Annotated in this window: 17 protein-coding genes and 3 pseudogenes; 7 read left to right on the top strand and 13 right to left on the bottom strand. The window is 70.1% G+C overall.

Translation table 11 applies throughout. The features are described from left to right. Window position 1: 1 nt before the first annotated feature. From ACFYRY_RS00490 to ACFYRY_RS00535, 10 genes and pseudogenes are all read right to left on the bottom strand, one after another. A complete protein-coding gene (locus ACFYRY_RS00490) occupies window positions 2-982 on the bottom strand; it encodes an ornithine cyclodeaminase family protein (RefSeq protein WP_389138551.1) in 981 nt (326 codons plus the stop codon). Between the two features lie 33 nt (window positions 983-1,015). Continuing rightward, window positions 1,016-1,197, bottom strand: a pseudogene (locus ACFYRY_RS00495) (succinyl-CoA--3-ketoacid-CoA transferase); the annotation flags it as partial. A 35-nt stretch (window positions 1,198-1,232) separates the two neighbouring features. Beyond that, a pseudogene (locus tag ACFYRY_RS00500) lies at window positions 1,233-1,316 on the bottom strand (succinyl-CoA--3-ketoacid-CoA transferase); the annotation flags it as partial. Between the two features lie 43 nt (window positions 1,317-1,359). After that, window positions 1,360-2,112 carry an SDR family NAD(P)-dependent oxidoreductase gene (locus ACFYRY_RS00505; protein ID WP_389138554.1) on the bottom strand — a complete coding sequence of 251 codons (753 nt, stop codon included), beginning with the start codon at window positions 2,110-2,112 and terminating at the stop codon, window positions 1,360-1,362. Then, window positions 2,109-3,068, bottom strand: a complete 960-nt coding sequence (locus ACFYRY_RS00510; protein ID WP_389138556.1) for a fumarylacetoacetate hydrolase family protein — start codon at window positions 3,066-3,068, stop codon at window positions 2,109-2,111. The genes ACFYRY_RS00505 and ACFYRY_RS00510 overlap by 4 nt, the downstream gene beginning before the upstream one ends. A 111-nt stretch (window positions 3,069-3,179) precedes the next feature. Then, window positions 3,180-4,118, bottom strand: coding sequence for a VOC family protein (locus tag ACFYRY_RS00515; protein WP_389138558.1), 939 nt, complete (start codon window positions 4,116-4,118; stop codon window positions 3,180-3,182). Beyond that, complete coding sequence (locus ACFYRY_RS00520; protein WP_389138561.1) at window positions 4,115-5,206, bottom strand: amidohydrolase family protein; 1,092 nt, start codon at window positions 5,204-5,206, stop codon at window positions 4,115-4,117. Before ACFYRY_RS00520 ends, ACFYRY_RS00515 begins: the two co-directional genes overlap by 4 nt. Beyond that, on the bottom strand, window positions 5,203-6,333 hold the full coding sequence (locus ACFYRY_RS00525) for an FAD-dependent oxidoreductase (RefSeq protein ID WP_389138563.1): 1,131 nt from the start codon (window positions 6,331-6,333) through the stop codon (window positions 5,203-5,205). Before ACFYRY_RS00525 ends, ACFYRY_RS00520 begins: the two co-directional genes overlap by 4 nt. A gap of 63 nt (window positions 6,334-6,396) precedes the next feature. After that, window positions 6,397-7,353, bottom strand: coding sequence for a cyclase family protein (locus ACFYRY_RS00530; protein WP_389138565.1), 957 nt, complete (start codon window positions 7,351-7,353; stop codon window positions 6,397-6,399). Beyond that, a complete protein-coding gene (locus tag ACFYRY_RS00535) occupies window positions 7,350-8,348 on the bottom strand; it encodes a fumarylacetoacetate hydrolase family protein (protein WP_389138567.1) in 999 nt (332 codons plus the stop codon). The genes ACFYRY_RS00530 and ACFYRY_RS00535 overlap by 4 nt, the downstream gene beginning before the upstream one ends. Window positions 8,349-8,476: 128 nt before the next feature. On the opposite strand from ACFYRY_RS00535, the gene ACFYRY_RS00540 reads away from it, so the two are divergent. Both ACFYRY_RS00540 and ACFYRY_RS00545 read left to right on the top strand, forming a co-directional pair. Then, entirely contained in the window at window positions 8,477-9,403 is a 927-nt protein-coding gene (locus ACFYRY_RS00540; protein WP_389138570.1) for a LysR family transcriptional regulator, read from the top strand. Window positions 9,404-9,584: 181 nt separating this feature from the next. Then, entirely contained in the window at window positions 9,585-10,796 is a 1,212-nt protein-coding gene (locus ACFYRY_RS00545) for an MFS transporter (protein WP_389138572.1), read from the top strand. A gap of 319 nt (window positions 10,797-11,115) precedes the next feature. Here the strand turns inward: ACFYRY_RS00545 and ACFYRY_RS00550 are convergent, their stop codons facing one another. Continuing rightward, a complete protein-coding gene (locus ACFYRY_RS00550; protein WP_389138575.1) occupies window positions 11,116-12,255 on the bottom strand; it encodes a PucR family transcriptional regulator in 1,140 nt (379 codons plus the stop codon). Window positions 12,256-12,340: 85 nt separating this feature from the next. Here ACFYRY_RS00550 and ACFYRY_RS00555 point away from each other — a divergent pair, with 85 nt between their 5' ends. The 3 genes from ACFYRY_RS00555 to tal all read left to right on the top strand — a co-directional run bounded on the left by ACFYRY_RS00555 (window position 12,341) and on the right by tal (window position 15,993). Beyond that, window positions 12,341-13,396, top strand: coding sequence for a ferredoxin reductase (locus ACFYRY_RS00555; protein ID WP_389138578.1), 1,056 nt, complete (start codon window positions 12,341-12,343; stop codon window positions 13,394-13,396). A gap of 7 nt (window positions 13,397-13,403) precedes the next feature. Next, window positions 13,404-14,522, top strand: coding sequence for a fatty acid desaturase family protein (locus ACFYRY_RS00560; RefSeq protein WP_389138580.1), 1,119 nt, complete (start codon window positions 13,404-13,406; stop codon window positions 14,520-14,522). Between the two features lie 322 nt (window positions 14,523-14,844). Beyond that, complete coding sequence (gene tal / locus ACFYRY_RS00565) at window positions 14,845-15,993, top strand: transaldolase (protein WP_389138582.1); 1,149 nt, start codon at window positions 14,845-14,847, stop codon at window positions 15,991-15,993. 361 nt (window positions 15,994-16,354) lie between these two features. Here the strand turns inward: tal and ACFYRY_RS00570 are convergent, their stop codons facing one another. Then, window positions 16,355-16,540 (bottom strand): hypothetical protein, encoded by a 186-nt coding sequence (locus ACFYRY_RS00570; protein WP_389138585.1) that lies wholly within the window; start codon window positions 16,538-16,540, stop codon window positions 16,355-16,357. Window positions 16,541-17,160: 620 nt separating this feature from the next. Beyond that, window positions 17,161-17,598, bottom strand: coding sequence for a MarR family winged helix-turn-helix transcriptional regulator (locus tag ACFYRY_RS00575; RefSeq protein WP_389138588.1), 438 nt, complete (start codon window positions 17,596-17,598; stop codon window positions 17,161-17,163). 299 nt (window positions 17,599-17,897) lie between these two features. On the opposite strand from ACFYRY_RS00575, the pseudogene ACFYRY_RS00580 reads away from it, so the two are divergent. Both ACFYRY_RS00580 and ACFYRY_RS00585 read left to right on the top strand, forming a co-directional pair. Next, a pseudogene (locus tag ACFYRY_RS00580) lies at window positions 17,898-18,014 on the top strand (DUF4440 domain-containing protein); the annotation flags it as partial. 26 nt (window positions 18,015-18,040) lie between these two features. Next, window positions 18,041-18,421 (top strand): nuclear transport factor 2 family protein, encoded by a 381-nt coding sequence (locus ACFYRY_RS00585; RefSeq protein ID WP_389138591.1) that lies wholly within the window; start codon window positions 18,041-18,043, stop codon window positions 18,419-18,421. The last annotated feature ends 33 nt before the right edge of the window (window positions 18,422-18,454 follow it).

An 18,454-nucleotide genomic window follows, 5' to 3' on the forward strand; every position in this document is an offset into this window, starting at 1 on the left:
CTCACTTCGAGACTGGGGAGATGGTGACGGGCAGTTCGGTGCCCAGGGACAGTTCGGCGGCCCGCCGGACGCACATCGCGGCGACGGCGAGGTCCTGCGCCGCCGAACCGACCGACTTGTAGATCACGACCGCGTCCGGGTCGTCCGCCGGCCGGCCGGGCGTACGACCGGAGACGACGTCGGCGAGCGGGACCACTTTCCCGGCCAGTTCGACGCCCGCCTTCCTCGCCGCGATCAGGTCTCCCGTGTCCTCGGCGACCTCGTCGGCCATGTCGGCGACGATCACCTCGGCGCGGGCGATCACCTCGGTCGCCAGTTCGCGCTGCTCGGGAAGGGTGGACCCGATCGACACGACCGTGACTCCGGGCGGGACCTCCCGAAGGGTCGGCTGCTCGTCCCGGGAGCGGGCCGCGCAGATCACCAGGTCGGCATCGGCGACGGCCGCCTCGGGGCTCTCCGCGGTGGCGAGCGGCAGCCCGAGATCGGCGAGTTCCCGGGTGAAGCGGGTGCGGCTGGCCGGGTTGGGGCTGAACACCGTGACGGACGACAGCGTGCGCGTCGCCGCCAGGGCGCGGACGTGGTTCTGCGCCTCGAAGCCGGACCCGATCACGGCTACCCGCAGGGGCCCGGCGGGGGCGAGCAGGTCGGCGGCGAGCGCCGACGTGGCGGCGGTTCGGAATCCGGTGATGGAGTGGCCGTCCAGGAGCGCCGTCAGTTCCATGCTCTGCTGGTCGAACAACGGGATCAGATACGAGGCGCGCCGGTGCCGGGGTGAGGCGGCGATCAGCTTGGCCCCCATGGGGCCACCGTCACCGGGCACACCGCTGAGCGTGCGCAGCCACAGGCCGTCTCCGCGAGCCATCGTGCGGGCCGGGAAGCGGGACTCGTCGGGCGGTGCGGCGTAGGCGCTGCGCAGGGCCGCGATGGCGTCGGCCCAGTCGAAGGCGGCTCTGACGTCGGCGTCGGTGAGGAAGACGGTCATCTCGTGGCTCCGTGCGGGATGAAGGGAGGGGGATCAGCAGGCGGCCGTGACGGCGTCGGTGTGCAGCGGCGCGCCGGTGCGGGCGCGGATGTCCTCGACGGTGACCCCGGGTGCCGTCTCGACGAGCGCGAGGCCGGTCGGCGTGACATCCAGGACGCCGAGGTCGGTGAGATGCGGTGGACGCACCGCTCGCCGGTCAGCGGCAGGGAGCAGTCGCCGACCATCGAACTCCTTGTTCTCGCCGACGTAGGAGGCCGAAGCCCCCGACGGCCGGCGAGGCACCGTCCGGAGGGTCGGCGACCGCCTCCGCGGCTCCGGCGCTGACCTTGTTCACTTGCGAAGGTCCTTTCTGGTGGCCGCACGGCCCCGGGTGTCGGTCATGGCGTCTCCGGTCGCAGGGCGTCCGAGACGGACTTGGCTCCGCCGTGCGCGGTGAGGCCCCCGTCGACGGGGATCTCCGCGCCGGTGATGAACGACGACTGGTCCGACAGCAGGAAGACGATCAGTGGGGCGACCTCGTCGACGGTGCCGGTGCGGCCGAGCGGGGTCTCGCGGATGTTGGCCTCGCGGAAGGCGGGGGCGGCGGAGGCGGTCATCTCGGTCTCGATGTAGCCGGGGTGGATCGTGTTGACGCGGATTCCGCGCGGTCCGAGTTCCAGCGCGGCCGCCTTGGACAGCCCGCGCAGGCCCCATTTGCTGGCGGTGTAGGCCACCGGGTAGTGGGCGGTGAGCGCGGCGGACGAGCCGACGTTGACGATCGAGGCGCCGGGCGGCATCAGCGGGGCGAGGTGCTGGATGCCGAGCAGCGGGCCGGTGACGTTGACGGCGTGGACCCGGTCGAAGTCCTCGGGGCGTACGTCACCGAGCCGGGCCCGCCAGGTGACGCCGGCGTTGTTGACCAGGCCGTGGACCTGCCCGTACGCCTCCTCCAACTCTGCGGCGAGATCGGCCCAGTCCTGCTCCTCGGTCACGTCGAGACGGCGGCAGCCGGGTGTCTCGGTCACATCGGTGGCGATCACCCGGGCGCCCTCGCGGGTGAGTGCCTCGGCCTCGGCGGCACCCTGTCCGCGAGCCGCGCCGGTGACCACGACCACCTTGCCCAGCAGCCGCTGGGGGTAAAGGTCCGTCATGGCCGCTCCCGGCTGCGGCGCCGGCCGGTCGGCAGGGGTACGGGATCGACGCCGGGGACGACGGTGTTGGTGAGCGTGCCGATGCCCTCGACGGTGAGCGAGACGGTGTCGCCGGGCCCCAGCGGCGGCGGAGTCCGCTCGCCCCGCAGCCCCCACAGTTCGGCGAGGCAGCCACCGTTCCCACAGGTGCCGGAGCCCAGGACGTCACCCGGCACGACCCGGGTGCCACGGGAGGCGTAGGCGACCATCTCCTCGAAGGTCCAGCTCATGTTGGACAGCAGATCCTTGCCGACCACCTGCCCGTTGACCTCGGCGGTCAGGGCCAGCCGCAGAAAGCCCTCGGCGTCCCGGTACGGCTCCAGTTCGTCGGCGGTGACCAGGTACGGACCGAGGGTGGTGGCGGTGTCCTTGCCCTTGCAGGGGCCGAGGCCGACCTTCATCTCGGCTGACTGGAGATCGCGTGCGGACCAGTCGTTGAAGACCGTGTAGCCGACGATGTGCTCACGTGCCTGCTCGGGAGTGAGGTCCCGGCCCTCGCGGCCGATGACGGCGGCGACTTCGAGTTCGAAGTCCAGGACCTGGGACCCCGGGGGCACGGGAATGTCGTCGTGCGGCCCGAACACGGCGTGGGGGTTGGTGAAGTAGAAGGTCGGCGCCGCGTACCAGGCGTCCGGCACGCCACTCGCCCCGTCGACCGAGCGTCGTACGCCCTCGACGTGCTCCTCGAAGGTGACGAAGTCCCGTATGGAGACCGGCCGCAGCGGCGGCAGCAGTCGCACCTGGGAGACATGTGGTCCGGCCGGGGCGTCGAGGGCCGTGGCCCCCGCCTCGAACAGGGCGCCTGCTGTGATCAGTTCGGTGAGTGTGCGCTCGCCGGGGACCGGGTGGAGGCGGCCGTCCTCGCCGACGGCGGCGACCTCGCGCTGGTGTCGGTGCTCGTACGCGGCGAAACGCATCTGCGGCTCCAGGCTCTGTTGCTACGGGGTTCTCGGGGGCGGGAAGTACCGGGGGCGCGGCGGGCGGTCAGGGCAGGACAGGGCGTGCCGCGCCCCCGGAACTGAAGGGGGTCAGACCGGCGGGGCGATGAACACGCCGGGGTCGACGTCGTTGAACGACTCCTTGGCGACGAGTTCGTTCATCGGGTTGGCGGTGCCCCACTGGTCGGCGACGTCGGGCTGGGAGAAGTCGTAGACCTGCGGGTGCCAGGTGTCCTCGTCGACGACCTCCAGCTCGGTCGTGTACTCGACGGTGTTGCCGTGCGGGTCGAGGAAGTAGCTGAAGGTGTTGTCGCCCGCCGTGTGCCGGCCGGGGCCCCAGACCTTGTGGACTCCGGCCCGCAGCAGGCGTCCGGTGCCGCGCAGGTACTCGTCGATGCCGCGCATCTCGAAGGAGACATGGTGGACGGAGGTGTGCGGGCCCTGCGCGACGGCCATCGAGTGGTGCTGGTTGGAGATCCGCATGAAGTGCATGACCTCGCCCATGTGCGGCGAGCTGAGCGTGTCGGTCAGGCGGAAGCCGAGGTGACGCTCGTACCACTCGCGGGTGCGGTTGAGATCCGGGGAGTTGAGGACGACGTGGCTCAGCCTGACCGGGATCGACTCCTTCTCCTCGATCCTGCGGTGCTGCCGGGCCTCGACATCGGCGGAGACCTCGACGGTGCGGCCGTCGACGTCGAAGAAGCGGAAGCCGTAGCCGCCTCCGGGGGTGTCGACCTTGCCAGGCTGGGAGATCAACTGCACACCGCCCGCCAGGAGTTGCTCGGCGAGGGTGTCCACGTCGGCTGAGTTCGCGGCGCCGTAGGAGACGAGGTCGAGGCGCTTCTCCTCGGCCTTGCGCAGCCGGACGACGTACTGCTCCGGGCTGCCCTCGGCGGCCAGGAAGGAGATGCCGGAGTCCTCGGCGACCTTGGTCAGGCCCCAGACGCCGGCATAGAAGTCGAGCTGCTTGTCGTAGTCGGGTACGGCGAGGTCGACGTGACGGAGGTGGGTCAACAGACGTGCACTCATGATGGGTTTCCTCCTGTGGGGGCAGGTGAGCGCGGGGGTCGGGCGAGCCGCAGCAGCGCTGCCGCGTTGCCCCCGCGTACGGCGTGGAAGTCGGCGTCGGACAGGTGGGCGGCGCGCAGTGCCCCGACGGGGTCCTCGGTGCCCATGTCGAAGGGGAAGTCGGAGCCGAGCAGGACCCGGTCCGCGCCCGCGGCGGCGATGAGCGCGCGCAGGACGTGGGGGTCGTGGACGAGGGAGTCGAAGTGGAGCCGCTCGAGGTAACTGCTGGGCAGGTGGGCGCAGTCCGCGCCCGCGTCGGCGCGGACGGACCAGGCGTGGTCGGCGCGGCCGATGTGGGTGGGGAGGTAGCCGCCGCCGTGCGCCGCGATCAGCTTCAGTCCCGGATGGCGGTCCAGGACCCCGGAGAAAATGAGGTGGGACAGCGCGACCGCGTTCTCGGTGGGCTGGCCGACGCTGTTGGACAGGTACCACCGGTCCAGCCGCTCGTCGAGGGTGCAGCCGAACGGGTGCAGGAAGAGCACCGCGCCGGTTTCCTCGGCCCGCCGCCAGAAGGGCTCGTAGGCCGGGTCGGACAGCTCGCGGCCCGGGGCGTGGCTGGAGATCTCGACGCCCAACAGGCCAAGGCTCAGGGCGTGTTCGAGTGCCGGGACGGTCAGTTCGGGGTGATGCAACGGGACCAGGCCCAGCCCCTTCAGCCGGTCCGGCGCGGCCGAGCAGTGCGCCGCCGTGCCCTCGTTGGCCAGTCGGCACACCTTGTCGGCGGTCGCCTCGTCCGTCCAATGGTGGTAGTGCGACGGGGACGGGCTGACCAGCTGCACATCGACACCCTGGGCGTCCATCGAGGCCAGCCGCACACCGGCGTCGGTGAGCCGGGGGATCCGCTCGCGCACCATGGGGCCGTTGACGGCGAGAGCGGCCGGTCCGTTGCGGCGGGCGTCGAGCGCCCTCGCCTCGGCGAGGGCCGGCGAGCCGTCCACCAGTGCCTCGATCGCGGGCAGCAGGACGTGGGCGTGCACATCGACCGTTGGCCAGATGTGCGGGTCAGTGCTCGTCGTGGGTGGGTGGCCGGTTGGCGGGTGGAGGGTCACGGCAGGTCCCTGAGCATGGTCGACATGCGGTTGACCAGGCCGGGCACATCGGCGTCACGCACCCCGTCGAGCTGCCACTGCCCGATCTGCATGGAGGCGTCCACCACCGGGCGCACCCGCGACATGCGGCGCTCGTAGTACGTCCGGAACAGCTGGTCGTCCCAGTCGTCGGTGCCGGTGAGCAGCTCGGCGAGGACCAGCGCGTCCTCCAGGGACATCGCGGCGCCCTGGGCCAGGGTGGGCGGGCAACTGTGGACCGCGTCACCGATCAGCACGACCCGTCCGCGGTGCCAGGAGCCCTCCACCAACAGGCGGTGGTACCACGTGTAGTTGACCTTCGCCGGATCGTCGATGTGCTTGACGATCTCGGTCCAGTGGCCGCCGTACGCCTGCACGAGGCCACGCATCTCGTCGGCGTAGCTCTCGGGGGGTATGGAAGCGCGATCGCGGTTGGCCTCGACCGCGTAGGCGTAGATGGTGTCCCGGCTGGTGGGGCAGTAGCCGGCGATGTAGGCGGGGCCGCCGTAGGCGAGGTCGGTGCGCTCCAGGCCCTCGGGGCGGGGAGCGGCGATGCGCCAGATGGCCATGCCGGTCGGCACGGGACGGTCGGCGATGCCGATCGCGGCTCGTGTGCTCGATCCCATGCCGTCCGCGGCGATCACCAGGTCGTAGCGGCCCTCGCTGCCGTCGGTGAAACGCACCCGCACGCCGTCGGCGTCCTGGTCGAAGCTCTCGGCGCGGGTGCCGAGGCGCACCGAGGCGCCGCTTGCCCGGACGGCGTCGATGAGGATGCACTGCAACCGCGAGCGCTGCATGCCGACGGTGGCGGGCAGGTCGTCACCGCCGGTGCGGATGTCCTCGACGACGTGCAGGACAGTGCCGTCCGGGCCGGTGATGCCGAGCGATCCGAAGCCGAACCCGGAGGCCCGCACCTGCTCCCACACGCCCAGTTCGCGCAGGACCCGCAGGGCGTTGCCCTGCACGGTGATACCGGAACCCGCGGTGGCGTTCCAGTCCTCCCTGGCCTCGATGAGGTCGACGGTGAGTCCGGCGCGGCTCAGCAGGATGGTGACGGCATTGCCGGCCGATCCGCCGCCGACGACCAGGACGGTGCGGGGTGTTCTCATGGGGGAAGTCCTTTGTCCTCAGGCTGGTCCGGGCGAGGGTGTTCCTGCGGACACCCCCTAGGGCTACTTGACGGCGATCGGGTTGACGGGAGAGCCGACGGCTCCGGTGATCGGGAGGGGTGCGGCGGTGAGCCAGAACTCGTACACGCCGTCGGCCGCGCAGTCCGCGGCGAGCGAGTCGAGGTCCCACATCTCGCCGACCAGCAGGCCCATGTTGGGGATGACGACCTGGTGCAGGGGCTGAAAGGCGTGCTCGAACTCGTTGGGCCGGACCTCGAAGCCCCAGGTGTCGGTGGCGATGGCGGCGATCTCCGTGCGGTGCAGCCAGCCGGCCGTGGTGAACGACAGGCCGGGTGCCGCGCCGCCCGCGTAGTCGCCCCAGCCGTCGCGGCGGACCCGGCTGAGTTGTCCGGTGCGTACGACGACGATGTCCCCGCGGCCGACCCGCACCCCGTGGGCGGCGGCGGCCTGGGTGAGGTGCTCCTCGGTGACGGCGAACCCGTCGGGCAACTCGCCGTTCTGCCCGTGGACTTGGCCGACGTCCAGCAGCACACCGCGCCCGGCGACGTGCGGCGCCATGTGCTCGATGCCGGTGACCAGGTCGCCGTCGGAGGTGACGACCCTCTCGGCCGCCCGGCCGTTCCACGCCTTGCCGTGGTCGAAGATGTGCCCCAGGCCGTCCCACTGGGTGGAGCACTGGAGCGGCATCGCGATCACGTCGTCGGCGCCGCCGATGCCGTGCGGGAAGCCCTGGTTGCCGAGGGCGGCGTCGGTGCCGGTGTCGAGCATGGTGTGCACCGGGTTGGTGCGGCGCCGCCAGCCCTTCTGCGGGCCGTCCATGTCGAACCGCTGCGACAGCGAGAAACTCGCGCCCCGCCGGACGAGGGCGGCGCCCTCGCGCCGCTTGCTCTCGTCGAGGAAGTTGAGGGTACCGAGGACGTCGTCCTCGCCCCAGCGGCCCCAGTTGGAGTATGTCCTGGCGGCCTCGGCGATCATGCCCTCGGGGTCGTTCCGGTTCATGAACCCGTCCCCTCGGACACGCATCGGGTGCGCTGCACGCCGAGACCGGTGATGGACCCCTCCATGACATCGCCGCCGCGCAGCAGCCGCCCCCAGTGGATGCCGTTGCCGGCCGGGCTGCCGGTCAGCACGAGGTCGCCGGGCAGGAGTCGGGAAGTCCGCGAGATGTACGACACCAGCCTGGCGACTGAGAAGAGCATGTCCTTGGTGGACTCGTCCTGCATGGTGTCGCCGTTGAGTTTGAGCGTCACCCGCAGATCGCCGGGGTCGGCGATCGACTCGGCGGGCACGATCCACGGACCGAGCGGGGTGAAACCGGGGGCGTTCTTGCTGCGCAGCCAGTCGGTGCCGATGGCGGGCATGTCCCGCCGGAAGACGGTGGCCCGGTCCGTGAGGTCGTTGGCGATGGTGTAGCCGGCGACGTACTCCAGCGCCTCCTCCGTGGACACCCGGTAGGCGGATTTGCCGATGACGGCCGCCAACTCCAGTTCCCAGTCCGGCTTTTCGGCCCAGTCGGGAAGGTGTACGTCGTCGAAGGGCCCGGTGATCGCGCTGGGCAGGCCGATGAACACGTACGGCAGGTCCTCGGCCGCCCGCCGGTCCATGAGAGCGGCGATCTCCTCGCGGGCCTCCTCGACGGTGCGGGGGTCGTCGGGGGCGCGGTGGGCGACCTCCAGGTCGATCACGTGCTGCCGGAAGTTCGCACCCGACTGGAAGACCTGCCGGGGCTCCACCGGAGCGTGCACCCGCAGGTCCCCGAGACGCTGCCAGGCGGCCTTGCCGTCCCTCGCGAGGACGTGCAGGCGGGGACCGGCCTCGTCCCAGCGTTCCAGGAGGGTGCGGACCGTCAGTTCGTGCTCACCGAGGGCGGCGCGCAGGTCCAGGGCGCGGCCGTCCGGCGCGACGAGAGCGGGGAACGGGATCCCGTCAGGGACCGAGAGGGTACCGAGGGCAAATGGTCCGGCGAAAGGGACGGACGTGGCTGCGGGTTTCACGAACGTGTCCTCCTGATTGCGATGGGACTAATCTGGCCGCAGCTTTGGGATAAGGGAAATCGATTATCTGGATGGCAGTCATCCGTCGGACTTATCCTCTCGACGCCGTCGCACGCTGGAGAGCCGCCGTGAACCTGGCAAGCCTTGATCTCAATCTGGTCGTCGCCCTGCGCGCCCTGCTGGAGGAGCGCAACGTCACCCAGGCCGGCCGGCGCGTCGGTCTGAGCCAGCCCGCGATGAGCGGCGCGCTGGCCCGGCTGCGCCGGCACTTCGACGACGACCTGCTCGCCCGCGTGGGAGGGCACTACGAACTGACGGCCCTCGGCCAAGTACTGCTCGACCGCACCTCCACCGTCTGCGACCAGCTGGAACGCCTCTTCACCAGCCAGGCCGACTTCGATCCGGCGACGGAGTCCCGCGAATTCGCCCTTGGCGTCAGCGACTACTCGGTGGCCGTCTTCGGGGCCGAGCTCACCCGGATCCTCGACCGTGAGGCGCCCGGCATCCGGGTGCGCTTCGTCCAGATCCCGCCCCGCATCACCGAGGTGGCCTCTGCCGTGCTGAGCACCCTGGACGGCATGGTCATGCCGCACGGCATCATCAGCGACTTCCCCGTCACCGACCTGTACGAGGACGACTGGGTGTTCCTCGTCGCCGAGGACAACCCCGAGGTGGGCGACCGCCTCTCCCGCGACGACCTGGCGCGCCTGCCCTGGGTGACATACCTGCGCGCCTACGACACCCCGGCGGTCCAACAGCTCGGCATGCTCGGCATCGAACCGCGGGTGAGCGTCTCCGTCGACAGCTTCACGGTGCTGCCCTTCCTGGTCGCCGGCACCCACCGGATCGCCCTCGTCCCGGCGCTCCTCGCCGAACGCCTGCGCGGCACCGCACCGGTACGGATCATGACGCCGCCCTACGAGACCGTCCCGCTGCGGGAGGCGCTGTGGTGGCACCCCGTCCACACCCACGACGCCGCGCACATCTGGCTGCGGGAGACCGCCGCCCGCGTGGCGTCGGCGGTGCGAGCAGGCCCCCATCCGCGGCACGGATGACGAGGATCCGGCAGTGCGATCACGTGAGGGGTAGTCGCCGGAAACGGCCTGGCTCATAGTCGGGGCTGTCCCCGACGCCCGCTGTCCCGGGCGCGTCCCCTCCGGTGCGCCGGTGCCCCGCTGTGTGTCCGAGCCGCAGCGGTTCTGCGCCGCACCCCTGCCACCACCCGTGGAGTTCGGCATGTCCAGACCCGTTTCCCCACCCGCACCCGCGCCCGCCGACAACCTCCGCCCGCATACCGAGAACGCGGGGCCGCTGCGCGCCGTGCTGCTGATGGCGGGCAGCTGTCTGCCGGTGCTGGGCGCCGTCCTTCTCGCGCCGGTACTGCCGAAGATGCAGGAACACTTCGCGACCGTGCCCGGAGTGAAGACCCTCGTCCCGGTCGTCCTGACCGTCCCCGCGCTCGCGCTGGCACTGCTGGCCCCCTTCGCGGGCGTCATCGTGGACCGCCTCGGCCGGGTACGGCTGCTGGTCGCGGCGACGCTTGTGTACGCGCTGCTGGGAACCGCCCCGCTGTGGCTGGACTCGCTTGGCGCCATCGTGATCAGCCGGGTGCTCGTCGGCATCGCCGAGGCGGCCATCATGACCTGCTGCACCACGTTGATCGGCGACTACTACAGCGGTCGGACCCGCGAACGCTACCTGGCCCTGCAGACCATGTGCGCCTCCATCTCCGCCACCGCGTTCTTCGTCATCGGCGGCGCCCTCGGCTCGGCGGGCTGGCGCGCGCCCTTCTGGATCTACGCGGTGGGCCTGCTGCTGGCCCCCGCCATGGCGCTCACCCTGTCCAAGCCCGGACCGGCCGGCGCCGCGGACGCCGGAGAAACCGCGGACGAGAAGAGGCCGTTCCCCGTGCGCCCGCTGGCGGGCATCTGCGCACTCACCGTGTTCGGCGCGATGGTCTTCTACACCGTGCCCGTCGAGATGTCCTACCTGCTCGACGACCTGGGCGTGAAGTCCACCGGCGTCATCGGCCTCGCCACCGCGGTCGCCAGCGCCGCCACCGTGGTCGGTTCCCTCGCCTTCACCAGACTGTCCGGCAGCCCGGACCGTCGGCTGCCCCTGGTGTTCGCCCTGTGCGCGGCCGGTTTCGTGGTCATCGCTCTGGCGAACAGCCCGGTGTTCGTGATCGTCGGTGCGGTGCTCAACTGCCTCGGCACCGGCATGTTGTTGCCCTCGCTGCTGACCATCGCGATGTCCAGGCTCAGCTACGCCGACCGGGGCCGCGGCACCGGTCTGTGGACGGCCGCCTTCTTCGCAGGCGAGTTCATCTGCCCGCTCGTCGTGATCGGCCTGGAATCGGCCACCGGCAGCATGGCGCACGCCGTCGGCCTCCTCGGCCTCGCCTCGGCCCTGGTCGCCGGCGGGCTGTTGCTCGGCCGTCGCCGGTAACCGTTGGCGCCCCGGCCCACTTGGAGATCCTCGCCCAGCACGCCCTGGCCCGGAGGCCGCCGGTGGCGTATGAGCGGTGGGAGCCGGCCGCGTTCAAGGCCCGCGTGGACGAGGTGCTGCGACGGTTCGTCGCCCAGGACGCCGATGAGTTCGCGGCGGTCGATCCGCTGCTCGGTGCTGTGGCCGAGAGACCTCAACCCCCAGTCTCAGCTGACCAATACGCTCTTCCCCTGGCCGCATGAGCCAGCCGATGACACCGAGGACGAGGCCCGATTATTGGACCGCTCGCGGACGCGGTCGTGGACGGTCGAACAACGCGTCAGCTGGCTGGAAGACCGACCGCCAGCGTCAGTTCAAGGACCCGTTGCGGCGATGCGAGATCCGGGAACAGCTCCCGCACCTGCGACATGCGGTACCGGACGGTCTGGGGGTGGACGAACAACGCCGCCGCCACCTCCTCCCGTCTGCCCTGGTGCAGCAGCCACGCCCGCAAGGTCTCCTCCAGCCGCTGCGCGGTCGCGACGGGCAAGGTCCGCAACGGCGCGAGGGCTCGGGCACGCAGGTCTGCGAACGCGTCCCCGTCGGCGCTCAGCACCAGCTCGGGCAGGTGGTCCTCGGTGTCGCGAATATCAGAGGAGAGGGAGCGCGCGCGTACGGCTCGTGCGTACGAGGCGGACACGCGAGTCCACGGCCGGGCCGGGCCGACCACAGCGGTGCGGTCGGTCAGCCGCCGCAAGAGATGTGATCGGTCGGCATCGGGGACGAGCAGCACGCCGAAGGCATCCGGCAGATCGTCGAGGACGAGGGTGCTCGGGTCGAGCACGCGGTAGGCAGGCCGGACCTGGGCGGCGGGCAGCAGGACCGCGGTCAGCGAAACCGGAGGCTGCCACCCGGCCCGTTGAGCAGAGACAAGCAGCACATCCGGGCTCGCGCCGGCGAGGAGGTCACGAGCCAGCTGTTCCAGGTGGCGCTCCTGAGCCCGGCCCTGGGCGGCCAGTTCGTCGGCGTGGCCCGCGGCGCTCGCGGCGGAGAGCTCGTCGATGTAGGCGAAGGTCAGCTCGGCGAACTTGGCGACCTCGGCGGCGGGCAGACCTGCGGGTACGGCACCCGCTGCCAGGCATCGCCAGGCCACGCGGGCGCCGACGCGGTAAGCGCTGAGCAGGGCGTCCATCGAACGGCCGTCCCGGACCTCGCCCCGGCCCAGCTCGTAGGCTGCGTCACCGGCGTCGCCGCCCGTGGCGTTCCCACTCGCGAGGTCCAGGTAATGCCCCAGGGCTGTGCGGACGGCTCGGCGGATGGTGCCGCCCATGCTGCCCGAAAGGGCGTTGGCGTAGGGAGGGACCTCGTCGATGATCGCCTGGACCACCTCGTCGGCGGTGGTCTTCAGCGCGGCCCGCAGTGCGGTGACCGTCCTCTCATCCAGGGCCAGTTCGCTGGCCCTCTGGATTGCATGGCTCATATTTGTTCCCTGCGAACAACTGAAGCGACCAGATTCACATCCTGCGGTCAGGACTTTACGCCTTGGGGCACATCAAGCTGGAGTCATGACGAGTGCAGCCCTCCGCAGCAGGGCGTGGAAACTGCTGGAGATGGTCACGACGCCGCTGCTGCCGTCGGACTACCTCGACCTGGTCAGCCCGCTGCGTGCGGGCGCTGACCTGCGTGGGCGCATCGAGGCCGTGCACCCCGAGACGGGTGACGCCGCGACCATCGTGATCAGGCCGGGACGGGGCTGGCGCGGCCACACGGCCGGTCAGTACGTGCGGATCGGCGTCGACGTCGACGGGGTGCGCCTGTGGCGTGCCTACTCGGTCACCTCACCGGCAAACCGCCGGGACGGCCGTGTCACGATCACCGTGAAGGCGATCCCGGACGGCAAGGTCAGCAACCACCTGGTCCGCAGGGCGAAACCGGGCACACTGATCCAACTCGACCAGGCGACCGGTGACTTCGTGCTGCCGGAGGCCAAGCCCGCCAAGGTGCTCTACCTGACGGCCGGCAGCGGCATCACGCCCGTGATGGGCATGCTGCGCGACAGCGAGTTCGACGACGTCGTCATGGTCCACTGCGCGCCACAGCCGCACGACGTGATCTTCCGCAACGAACTGCACGACCTGGTCGCGGACAAGAAGCTGCAGCTCACCGAGGTGCACACCGACACCGACGGCATGCTCGACATCGCCCGTCTCGACGAACTCGTGCCCGACTGGGCCGAGCGCGAGACCTGGGCCTGTGGGCCCGCAGGCCTGCTCGACGCCGCCGAGAAGCACTGGAGCGAGCACGGCGTACCGGAGCGCCTGCACACCGAACGCTTCCGCCCCGGCATCGTCGTCGCCGGTGACGGCGGCGAGATCACGTTCAGCGCCACCGGCAAGACCGTCGACGCGGACGGCGCCACGCCGTTGCTGGACGTCGGCGAGGAGGCGGGCGTCCTCATGCCCTCCGGGTGCCGCATGGGAATCTGCTTCGGCTGTGTCACGCCGCTCAAGGCGGGCGCCGTCCGCGACCTGCGCACCGGCGAGATCACCGAAGCCGAGCCGGGCGTCCTCATCCAGACCTGCGTGTCCGCCGCGGCGGGCCCGTGCGACATCGAACGGTAGGAGCACCTTGACCGCCATCGACCCCACCGCCCACCTGACCGCGGAGCAGATCGAGGAGCTCGGCCGCGAGCTGGACGCCATCCGCGACGAGGTGATCGCCGGCCGCGGCGACAAGGACGCCGCCTACATCCGCAAGGTCATCTCTGCGCAGCGCAAGCTCGAGCTGGTCAGCAGGGGCGTGCTGCTGTTCTCGATCTTCCCGCCCGCGTGGCTGATCGGCACCGCTGGTCTGTCCGTCGCGAAGATCATGGACAACATGGAGATCGGTCACAACATCCTGCACGGCCAGTGGGACTGGATGCGGGACCCGAAGATCCACTCCACCACCTGGGAGTGGGATCACGTCTCGCCGGCCGACCAGTGGAAGCACTCGCACAACGAGCTGCACCACACGTACACCAACGTGATCGGCAAGGACAACGACCTCGGCTACGGCATCATGCGCGTCGACGAGGACCAGAAGTGGCACCCGTTCCACCTCGGCCAGCCGCTGTGGAACTTCATCAACGCCTGCTTCTTCGAGTACGGCATCGCAGCGTACGACCTGGAGCTCGGCAAGAACCTGCACAAGCGCCGCCGCAAGAACCCGGAATTCCGCGCGCGGGCCAAGGCCGTGGGCCGCAAGATCCGCAAGCAGGTACTCAAGGACTACGTGATCCACCCGCTGCTGTCGGGCCCGTCCTTCCTCCCCACGCTCGCCGCCACGTTCACCGCGAACCTGGTCCGCAACGTCTGGTCCCACTCGGTGATCATGTGCGGGCACTTCCCCGAGGGCGTGCAGGTCTTCGAGCGCCGGTCGATCAAGGGCGAGACGCGCGGCCAGTGGTACCTGCGCCAGATGATGGGCTCGGCGAACATCAGCGGCAGCAAGGCCATGCACTTCATGACCGGCAACCTGTCGCACCAGATCGAGCACCACCTGTTCCCGGACCTGCCGAGCAATCGGTACGCCGAGGTCGCGGTGAAGGTGCGCGCGTTGTTCGACAAGTACGAGCTGGAGTACGTCACCGGGCCGCTGCCCAAGCAGGTGTTCTCCGCGTGGCACAAGGTGTTCCGGCTCTCACTGCCGAACAAGAAGAACAAGGTCAAAACGCCGACCCGCGAGCAGGAGCTCGTCGCAGCCTGATGCCCGGTAGTGGTTCTGGATGGCGTCCTGACGGTGAGTCCGTCCGGCCGTGGCCTGACCGGCTGCCCTTCGGCGAGGTGGAGGCGGTTTCCTCGATGACCCGCTGCTCGTCGCGTGAGGGCTTCGGTACTGCCCCGAACGCTCCAGGCGGCTTCGGCACGCGCTGATGGTGCACTCCGGGGCGGCGTCGCCGTGGGTGTGCGTTTGACCGGTGTCCGACCGGCCGCAGGCCGACCTGCGGCCTGGCGCGTGCTGGGTGAGTCTTGAACCGAGGAGTCTTTACCCGGTCCGTGACGCCCATGCCGGGCAGAGGAGGCACACGGTGACCGACACGCTCGCTCAGCTGTCCGAGTCCGGGGTTTCGGTCTGGCTGGACGATCTGAGCAGGCAGCGGCTCGTCGACGGCAGCCTGGCGAGGCTGGTCGCGGAACGGCACGTCGTCGGTGTGACCACCAATCCGACGATCTTCGCCAGGGCCATCGAGCACAGCGACTGCTACGACGAGCAGATCACGGATCTGTCGTTGCGCGGGGTCGGTGTGGAGGAGGCACTGCGCGCTCTGACTACGTTCGACGTGCGCTGGGCCTGTGACGTGTTGAGGTCGGCGTACGACGCCAGCGGAGGTGTGGACGGGCGGGTCTCGATCGAGGTCGACCCGCGGCTCGCACACGACACCGCGCGCACGGTCGCCGAGGCCCGCGCGCTGTGGTGGCTGGTGGACCGGCCGAACCTGTTCGTGAAGATCCCCGCGGCCAAGCAGGGCTTGCAGGCGATCAGCGCCTGTCTGGCCGAGGGCATCAGTATCAACGTCACGCTGCTGTTCTCGCTGGAGCGCTACGACGCGGTGACGGAGGCGTTTTTGACCGGGATGGAACGCGCCCGGGACGCGGGGCACGACCTGACCCGTATCGCGTCGGTGGCGTCCTTCTTCGTCTCCCGGGTGGATACAGAGATCGACCGGCGGCTCGACCGGACGGGCGGCGAGAAGGCGGCCGCGCTGCGTGGGCGCGCCGCCATCGCCAACGCCCGCATCGCCTACGAGCACTACGAGCGCATGCTCGCCGCCGTCCGATGGCAACGGCTGGAAGGGGCCGGTGCTCGGCCGCAGCGGCTGCTGTGGGCGTCCACAGGCGTGAAGGATCCCGCGTACATGGACACCCGGTACGTGGTCGACCTGGTCGCACCGGACGTGGTCAACACCATGCCGGAGGCCACCCTCAGTGCGTTCGCCGACCACGGCGTGCTGCCGCCCGGCCACATCCGCGACACCTACGGCGAGGCACACCAGGTGCTGGAGGACCTCGCCGACGCCGGTGTCGACTACGACGATGTCGTCCAGGTGCTGGAGGACCAGGGCGTCGAGACGTTTGACGCCAGCTGGGACGACCTGGCCGGGAAACTCACGGCCCGCCTGCACGCCTCCTCCACCGCACGGCCGGGGCGCACCGACGACAGCGGGGAGCACGCGTGATGGCACCGCGTACGTTCGTGATCGTGGGAGCGAGCCTGGCCGGTGCCAAGGCCGCCGAAGCGCTGCGCGGGCAGAGCTTCCAGGAGCGGATCCTGCTCATCGGGGACGAGCCGGACGCCCCCACGAGTGGCCACCGCTGCCAAGGGATACCCGCGGGGCAAGCAGTCTCGCGACACGATCTTCGTCCACGCGGAACAGTGGTGCACCGACCAGGACCACGGGTGCCCCGCCGCGCCGCCTGCCGGTGCCTGGCGCGGACCTCGACGACGGGCTCTACCTGCGCCGGGTCGCGGATTGCGAACGCATCCAGCGGACCTTCCAGATCTCTTCCCGTATCGTCCTCGGGATCAGTGAGTGCGCGCTACCCCTTCAGCTGGGCGTACATGTCTTCCAGGTCGGCGGACAGCTGCGATTTGATCCATCGCGTGATGTCGTCGACCAGCACCTCGTGGGCCCCCGCCTCGATACCGTCGAGCGCGGCCACGGCGACGTCACGGGGGTCGGCCTTGGGCACGTCGCTGCCGCCCGACGTCATGGCGGTGTCCACGTACGCAACATGGAGCCCGATCGGCAACGGCCAAGCGGTCACCCCCGGCGCGCTCGCGTACTACCGGCGCTGCCCCGGCGACGACGGGTCGATGCTGAGGCCGTTCGTGGAAGCCGACCGGGCCACCATGCAGAGCCGGGGGTGGAAGCGTGGCGGCGGCGCCATCCGGTCTTCTCCAGGCTGCTGTTCACCCGGACGCAACGGGGCCGCCGGAATCGAGAACCGAGTCAGCGCGCTGCGCATGGCCACCCGAGAGCCGGCGCCGCACCCCCTCCTGCACGAAGTCCCCGCCATCAATGCCTCGCTGACCGACCTCCTCCAAGACCGTGTTCTGCGTGGTGAGGCGGTACGGGGCGGGGAACGTGGAGTGAGAAGTTCCGGACTCGTATCGGAGCTCGCCGCCCACGTACGGAAGTTGCAACCGCACTGGAGTACCAGGAGCCTGGCCATCTGCGGTGGACCAGAACCGCCCGACGTGAAAGTCGGCCCTCTGGCGGCCCTTCCCGCTCCCGCCTGGCCCATACGGCCCGCTGAATGAACCGACGACCGTCATGGGGAGCCAGGGGCAGGCTCTGGTGGCGTCCGAAGCCCGCGACGGTGATCTGGATATGGACAGGAACTTACGCGTTCGCCTCGCGGAGCGTGCGCAGGATGCGCTCGAGGTGGCGGCGATCCTCGACTGAGAGTGGTCCGGCGAGGTGGTTGCGCAGGTGCGAGACGTGGGCGGTGAGTGCGTGGTCGAGCGCCTGACCGCCCTTGTCGGTCAGTACGGCGAGTGCGGCTCGCCGGTCGGCAGGATCGGGGTCGCGGCGGATGAGTTGTTCCTTTTCCATACGGTCGGCAAGCCGGGTGAAGCCGCCCGAGCTGAAGGACACGGCCTCTGCCAGGTCGGTCATGCGGAGCTGGTGGCCGGGGGTGCGGCCCAGTCGCAGCAGCACTTCGAACCAGGTGTGCGGTATGTCGAGATCGCGATTCACCAGGGGCTTGATACGGCTGTAGGCCTCCACGAAGAGCCCGAAGAGTGTCACGTCGTCGTCGTTCAGCAGTTGCTCGTTCACTGCTCCAGGGTGACAGAAGGACATGAGCGGAAGAAGCTGCCGTTGCAAATTCTGCCGCAGCAGATATATTGTCTGCGTCGGCAGATACTTCGTCGGAAGCACCCCACAGTTGTGGAGCCTGTCCCATGGGAAAGCGCGTCCTGGCCGAGTCCGGCGTCGCGGGCGGCCCGTCTGCGGCGCCCACTTCGGCGGGGGCCACCACCTCCTCCTCCAACGCCGAGCGGACCGACTCAAGCGAGGAGGCCCAGTTGCGGGCGCTGTACCGGCAGGCCGTGGCCGAGAGCGGTCGGCACGCCATCACCGGTGAACCGATCGACGTCCGCGCCGCCCACCACTTCGTCGTACGCGGCGGACTCATCGTCCGCTTCGAGCAGTTCGTCGACACCGCCCTCGTCCGCGACGCCATGACTGGCTGAAATACCCGCCTCAAGACAGGAATCCCATGTCCGCCACAGACAACAAGGCACTCGTCATCTCCTTCTACGAGCAGGCGTTCAACGACTACCAGCCGGAAGCGGCCGCCGCCGCTCATCTCGGCCCCAGCTACACCCAGCACAACCCGGAGGCGCAGGACGGCCCGCAAGCCTTCGTCGGCTATGTCCACTGGCTGCGCGGGCAGTTCCCCGACCTGCGCCTGGACATCAAGCGGGCTATCGCAGACGGGGACCTCGTCGTCACCCACAGCAATCTCCACCTCAAGCCCGGTGACCGTGGCATGGCCGTCGCGGACTTCTGGCGCGTCACCGACGGAAAAATCGTCGAGCACTGGGACGTGATCCAGGAGGTACCGGAGAAGAGCGCCAACGACAACACCATGTTCTGAAGCCCGTCCGGCAGGGCACATCACTCGCGCACC

It is taken from the genome of Streptomyces sp. NPDC005263 (assembly GCF_042872365.1).
Classification (GTDB): Bacteria; Actinomycetota; Actinomycetes; order Streptomycetales; family Streptomycetaceae; genus Streptomyces.

What these genes read in the sequence shown, in the direction of transcription:
- ACFYRY_RS00510 (WP_389138556.1), bottom strand. Translation starts at nt 3,068, where the DNA reads ATGCGTTTCGCCGCGTACGAGCACCGACACCAGCGCGAGGTCGCCGCC.
- ACFYRY_RS00550 (WP_389138575.1), bottom strand. Translation starts at nt 12,255, where the DNA reads ATGAGCCATGCAATCCAGAGGGCCAGCGAACTGGCCCTGGATGAGAGG.
- ACFYRY_RS00525 (WP_389138563.1), bottom strand. Translation starts at nt 6,333, where the DNA reads ATGAGAACACCCCGCACCGTCCTGGTCGTCGGCGGCGGATCGGCCGGC.
- ACFYRY_RS00585 (WP_389138591.1), top strand. Translation starts at nt 18,041, where the DNA reads ATGTCCGCCACAGACAACAAGGCACTCGTCATCTCCTTCTACGAGCAG.
- ACFYRY_RS00530 (WP_389138565.1), bottom strand. Translation starts at nt 7,353, where the DNA reads ATGAACCGGAACGACCCCGAGGGCATGATCGCCGAGGCCGCCAGGACA.
- ACFYRY_RS00490 (WP_389138551.1), bottom strand. Translation starts at nt 982, where the DNA reads ATGACCGTCTTCCTCACCGACGCCGACGTCAGAGCCGCCTTCGACTGG.
- ACFYRY_RS00515 (WP_389138558.1), bottom strand. Translation starts at nt 4,118, where the DNA reads ATGAGTGCACGTCTGTTGACCCACCTCCGTCACGTCGACCTCGCCGTA.
- ACFYRY_RS00505 (WP_389138554.1), bottom strand. Translation starts at nt 2,112, where the DNA reads ATGACGGACCTTTACCCCCAGCGGCTGCTGGGCAAGGTGGTCGTGGTC.
- ACFYRY_RS00555 (WP_389138578.1), top strand. Translation starts at nt 12,341, where the DNA reads ATGACGAGTGCAGCCCTCCGCAGCAGGGCGTGGAAACTGCTGGAGATG.
- ACFYRY_RS00545 (WP_389138572.1), top strand. Translation starts at nt 9,585, where the DNA reads ATGTCCAGACCCGTTTCCCCACCCGCACCCGCGCCCGCCGACAACCTC.